Below are 5780 nucleotides of genomic sequence, written 5' to 3'. Positions count from 1 at the left end.
GTCCTATACGGCTGCGGGGGCGGGGTCGGCAGGGGTGACGGGGCGGCCGGTGGCGGCCAGGAACGCGTCCTGGAGGGAGGCGTCGGGGGAGCCGGCGTAGCGGGCCTTCAGCTCGGCCGGGGTCCCCTCCGCGACCACCGTGCCGCCGTCGACGAGGATCAGCCGGTCCGCCAGCGCGTCGGCCTCGTCGAGGTAGTGCGTGGTCAGGACGACGGTGGTGCCGGTCCCGTCGCGCAGGCTCCGCACCAGGTCCCACAGATCGGCCCGGCTCCCGGGGTCCAGGCCCGTGGTGGGCTCGTCCAGGAAGAGCACGGCCGGTCGGTGGGTGAGGGCCATGGCGATGTCGAGCCGGCGCCGCTGCCCTCCGGAGAGGCTCGCCGCCTTCCGGTCGAGCAGTCCGTCGAGGCCGAGCCGATCGGCGAGTTCCCCGGCGCGCGCGGCGGCCTCCGTCCGGCTCAGCCGGTACAGCCTGCCCTGGGTGACGAGCTCCTCCCGGACGGTCAGATACGGGTCGACGCCGCCGGACTGGGCGACGTACCCGCAGACCGCGCGGACGGCCGCCGGGTCGGTGAGCAGGTCGTGGCCGGCCACGGTGGCCGCGCCGCCGGTCGGGGTGAGGAGCGTCGTGAGCATGCGCAGCGTGGTCGTCTTGCCGGCGCCGTTGGGGCCCAGGAGGCCGACGATCTCCCCCGGGTGGATGGTCAGGTCGATGGAGCGGACGGCTTCCACCGGGCCGCTCGGCGTCGTGAAGGTCCGGGCCAGCCCGGAGGTGCTGATGACGGTCATGGGGTCAGAAAAACAGAGTGAGCCTAAAATTGCAATGACTCCAATAATTCATTGACACCATGATTGTTCGGCGCGTCCTACGATGGAGACATGGCTGAGGGACTCAGGGAACGCAAGAAGCGCCAGGCCAAGCAGCGCATCTCGGACATGGCGACCGGGCTGTTCCTCCAGCACGGCTTCGTCACGGTGACCGTCGCCGAGATCGCCGAACTGGCCGACGTCTCCGTGAACACCGTCTACAACTACTTCCCGGCCAAGGAGGATCTCTTCCTCGACCGGATGCAGCACGTCACCCAGCGCGTCGCCCGCTACGTCCGCGCCCGCGACCCGGGCGAGTCGGCCGCCGAGGCCGTCCTGCGCGAGGTGCGCGCCGCCGTCGTCGCCGTCTCACCGGAGTTCGGGCTGATGGACGGCTTCGCCGACTTCATGCGCGTCATCGAGGACGCTCCGACCCTCAAGGCCCGCCTCTGGTACCTCCAGCAGGAGGTGCTCCAGTCCGTCGTCGCCACCCTGCGGGAGGACACCGGGGCGAGCGAGGGTGACCCGTTGCCGCTCCTCGTCGGCGGCCAGATCGCCTGGATCGAGCACGCCCTCGTCGGCTATGTCAGCCAGGAGATGATGAAGGGCCGCAAGGCCGTCGAGGTCTCCCACGACGCCCTCGGCGTCCTCGACGACATCGAGGGGCTGCTCGGCGATCAGGTCCTCAACTACGCGCGACGCGGAGCCGAATGACGCGTCCCGGTGTGATGTCCGTCATCTGAGACGTGACGCGCATCTCTTCACCGCCCCAGCGCGCCCGACGGGTACTAACCTCCGCCGGAGAGCATGTGAACCGCCGTGAACAATTGCGCACGGGCGAACAGAAACCAAGGGGTGCGAACGTGGCCAGGAAGCTCGCCGTCATCGGGGCCGGACTCATGGGATCCGGGATCGCGCAGGTCTCCGCCCAGGCGGGCTGGGACGTCGTGCTGCGGGACGTCACCGACGCCGCGCTGACCCGGGGCCGTGACGGCATCGAGGCCTCGTACGACAGGTTCGTCTCCAAGGGCAAGCTGGACGCGGCCGACGCCGGGGCCGCGCTCGCCCGCATCACCACGACCACCGACCTCGACGCCGTCGCCGACGCGGACGTCGTGGTGGAAGCCGTCTTCGAGAAGCTGGAAGTCAAGCACGAGATCTTCCGGGCCCTGGACAAGGTCGTCGGCGAGAACACCGTCCTCGCGTCCAACACCTCCGCCATCCCGATCACCAAGATCGCGGCCGTGACGGAGCGTCCGGAACGCGTCGTCGGCGTGCACTTCTTCTCTCCGGTCCCGATGATGCAGCTCTGCGAGCTGGTGCGCGGCTACAAGACCAGCGACGAAACCCTCGCCACCGCCCGGGAGTTCGCGGAGTCGGTCGGCAAGACGTGCATCGTCGTCAACCGCGATGTGGCGGGCTTCGTCACCACCCGGCTGATCTCGGCGCTCGTCGTCGAGGCCGCCAAGCTGTACGAGTCGGGCGTCGCCTCGGCCGAGGACATCGACATCGCCTGCAAGCTGGGCTTCGGCCACGCCATGGGCCCGCTCGCCACCGCGGACCTGACCGGCGTCGACATCCTCCTGCACGCCACCGGCAACATCTACACCGAGTCGCAGGACGAGAAGTTCGCCGCCCCGGAGCTGATGCGCCGGATGGTCGACGCAGGTGACATCGGGCGCAAGAGCGGGCAGGGCTTCTACACGTACTGACCGGACCCGGCTCCTCGGCCCGCCGGCCCGCCACCGTCCGGGCCGGGGGAGCGGGGGATTCTACCCGTCGGGGACCGGTCCCCGACGAACCGGAGTCACTCCACCGAGTGAATTCGATATCGGTTCGCCTACAGACGGCAACTTCCCTGTCGTCGCGACAGTCAGTGGTGGCAGAGACAGGGCGCCACGCGTGGCGGAGGCAGGGCCCACGACAGGGCCGGCGGCGGAACGGACGGCCGACGGCAGAGCAGACAGACCTTCTACGGAGCATGACCGGGGAGCGCATATGCACATCAGGGGCGACCACGTCGAGCTGGTCGTCGGGGGCCGCCTCGACGTCCGAAGCGCGGCGGACGCCCGTACGGTCCTGCACTCGGCCGTGGACGACGGAGTCGGCGACCTCGTGCTGGACCTGACCGAGCTGGACTCCTGGGACGCCACCGGACTGGGCGTCATCATGGGAGCCCACCGCAGGGCGGGACGGGCCGGACGGCGCCTCGTGCTGCGCGGCGTGCCGCCACAGATGCAGCGCCTCCTGGTGGCCACCCGGCTGCACCGCATCCTGGCCATCGAGGGCGGCATCGCCGCGGAGTCGCTGCCGCGCGTCTGAGGACGTGCGTGCGGCACCTCGCCCCGCCGGGATCCGGACCGCCGGGCTCCGTCCGTCGGGTCCGGACGGACGGACGGACCGCACCCGGCGGAAGAAGTCACGCAATCCTCACCGGAACGTGACGTCCTGGACGGCGTGGCACCCCGGCTGTTCGTGAATACTGTGCCAAGGTCTAGGGTTCGGCCGTCCGCCGAATGACAACGAACCCATGGGCGGACACCGGACCGGAAGCGACAGCGGGGCGCGTGTGAGGCCGGGAGGGGCAACCGCGCACGACGCGTCTGGGGGACTTTGCGATGGACCCGACACACCGGGCAGCCGATGAGTACGGGCAGGGCCACGACCGCTCCGGCGGCGAGTCCGGCCACCGCCGCCCGTCCCGCGAATCCGGCGGCGCCGACTTCGGCCCGGGGACACCGCAGCAGGTCCGGGTCGTCCAGCTGACCGTCGGCGACCTCCTGCTCACGGTCAACCCCGTCGACGGCAGCGAGGTCGAGTCCTGCCCGCCCGGCTCGGGCCCCGACGCCCCGGCCCGCCGCACCTCCGCCGAACGCGCCGACCACGAACGCGCCGGAGCGCCCCCGGTGCCCGCGGGACCGCCCGCCCCGCAACTGCCGCTCCTGGAACGCGAGGAGGAGCGCGAACGCCTGGTCCGCCTGCTGGCGCGCGGGCGCAGCGTCCGCCTCACCGGTCAGGCCGGATCCGGCCGCACCGCGCTGCTGGACGCCGTCGCCGCCGACTGCGCGGACCTGGCCCCCGACGGAGTCGTCCGGCTCAACGGCCGGGGCCGCACCGGCGCCGATCTGCTGCACGCCCTCTTCGACACCGTGTACAAGGCCCCGAGCCACCGCCCCGACCGCGACGCACTGCTCGCGCTCGCCCGGTCCATCGGCGCCGTCGTCACCATCGACGACCTGGAGATCGGCGGAGCGGCCCTCGACGAACTGCTCGCCGCCACCCCCGAGTGCGCCTTCCTGCTCGCCGCCACCCCCGACACCACCACCCCCGGTGTCGACGCCCACCTGGAGGAGGTGCTCCTCGCCGGCCTCGGCCGCGGCGCCTCGCTGGCCCTGCTGGAGAAGGTCGTCGAGCGCCCCCTCACGGAGGAGGAGCGGAACTGGGCGGGCGACCTCTGGTTCGAGTCCGAGGGCCTGCCGCTCCGCTTCGTCCAGGCCGGATCGCTCCTCGTGCAGCGCGACCGGCTGCGCGCCGTCCCCGAAGCCTTCGACGAGTACGACTACTTCGAGCCACGCGCGGACGACGCGCCACCGGCCCCCGCTCCACCCGCCGCCGACGCCCTCGACGTCCCGCTGCCGAGCCTCGGCGAGGGCGCCGCGCCCGCCGTGCTGCTCGCCTCCCGGCTCAGCGAGGCGGCCCGTGCCACCCTGCGCTTCGCCGTCGCCCTCGGCGGCGAGGTGCCCCACCAGGCCCATCTGCCGGCCCTCGTGGGCGACACCCACGCGGACGCCGCGCTCGGCGAGCTCGCGGGCTGCGGCCTGCTCTCCCCGGCCGGCCCCCGCTACCGCCTCGCCGCCGGGGTCCTCGCCCAGCTCTCGGCGGCCGGTTACGAGGACGAGGCCGCCGCCCACGCCCGTACCGCCGCCCAGCACTACGCCTGGTGGGCCTCGCACCCCTCGGTCACCCCGGAACGTGCCGTCGCCGAGGCGGACGCGATCGTCGCCTCCCTGGGCCGGCTGGTCCCGGGCGACGAGGCGGGAGCGGCCAGCGCGGCCGTCCTGCTGGCCCGCAGCGCCTCCCCGGCCTTCGCGGCGGGCCTGGGCTGGGGGGCCTGGGAGCGGGCTCTCAGGATCGGCCAGGAGGCCGCCAGGATCGCCGGCGAGGTCGCCGAGGAGGCCTACTTCCACCATGAGTTGGGCGTCCTCGCGCTCTGCACCGGCAATCCGGACCGGGCCAGGACCGAGCTGGAGACCTCGATCGGGATGCGCGGCGCCCTCGCCGACAAGTCCGGGGCCGTGGCCGGACGCCGCGCGCTCGCCCTGGTCGCGGACCGCTCCGGCGACTTCGCCCCCCTCGGCCGCACCGCGTCGGGCGACGAGGTGCCCATGGTGCGCCAGGACGGTCCGGGCACACCGCCCGGCGGGTTCCCGGGCGCACCGGTGTTCCTGCGGCAGCCGGCCGAGGAGGAGCCCACGGTCGTCTCCCCGCTGCAGCCCGGCCCCGGCGCGCGCAAGGGGACCGGCCGGGCCGTCCTGGGCGGCGCCCGGCGCAACCTGGCCGCCGCGGGCGCGGGCGCCGTGCTGATCGCGGTGCTCGGCACCGTCGTCACGCTCGGCGTCACCGCGGGCGACGGCGACGAGCCGGGCAGCCGCAACGTCACCACCGAGCAGACGACCACCGAGGACCCGGCCGACGACGGCCCGCCCCCGGAGGAGTCGGAGGACGGCTCCGACCCGGCCGGGGAGACCGCCGGCGGCGAGACGTCCGCGACCCCGAGCGCTTCGGACTCGGCGAGCCCGAGCACCTCCGGCTCCCCGTCCCCGAGCTCCTCCACGTCGGACGGTACGCCGCCGGGGACGGAAGATCCGACGGACGACGGGAGCAGTTCCCCGAGCGAGCCGACGCCGAGCGGCGGGCCGACCAAGCCCACCAAGCCGCCGACGACCCCGCCCACCACCTGTCCCTTATACACATCT

Annotated in this window: 5 protein-coding genes; 4 read left to right on the top strand and 1 reads right to left on the bottom strand. The window is 73.2% G+C overall.

Annotation, left to right across the window (positions count from 1 at the left end; all coding sequences use genetic code 11):
- Positions 1–3: 3 nt before the first annotated feature.
- Positions 4–786 (bottom strand): ABC transporter ATP-binding protein, encoded by a 783-nt coding sequence (locus HET64_RS35585; protein ID WP_215111379.1) that lies wholly within the window; start codon positions 784–786, stop codon positions 4–6.
- A 90-nt stretch (positions 787–876) separates the two neighbouring features.
- Between HET64_RS35585 and HET64_RS35580 the strand changes: the two genes are divergently transcribed.
- The 4 genes from HET64_RS35580 to HET64_RS35565 form a co-directional block, all read left to right on the top strand.
- On the top strand, positions 877–1518 hold the full coding sequence (locus tag HET64_RS35580) for a TetR/AcrR family transcriptional regulator (RefSeq protein WP_215111378.1): 642 nt from the start codon (positions 877–879) through the stop codon (positions 1516–1518).
- A gap of 149 nt (positions 1519–1667) precedes the next feature.
- Entirely contained in the window at positions 1668–2516 is an 849-nt protein-coding gene (locus tag HET64_RS35575) for a 3-hydroxyacyl-CoA dehydrogenase family protein (RefSeq protein WP_215111377.1), read from the top strand.
- A gap of 286 nt (positions 2517–2802) precedes the next feature.
- Entirely contained in the window at positions 2803–3126 is a 324-nt protein-coding gene (locus tag HET64_RS35570; protein ID WP_215111376.1) for an STAS domain-containing protein, read from the top strand.
- A 296-nt stretch (positions 3127–3422) separates the two neighbouring features.
- Positions 3423–5780 (top strand): ATP-binding protein (locus HET64_RS35565; RefSeq protein ID WP_215111375.1); only part of this gene is annotated, 2358 nt, incomplete at its 3' end.

It is taken from the genome of Streptomyces sp. McG3 (assembly GCF_018619185.1).
Classification (GTDB): Bacteria; Actinomycetota; Actinomycetes; order Streptomycetales; family Streptomycetaceae; genus Streptomyces.
This window is presented reverse-complemented; position numbering and strand designations above follow the sequence as displayed.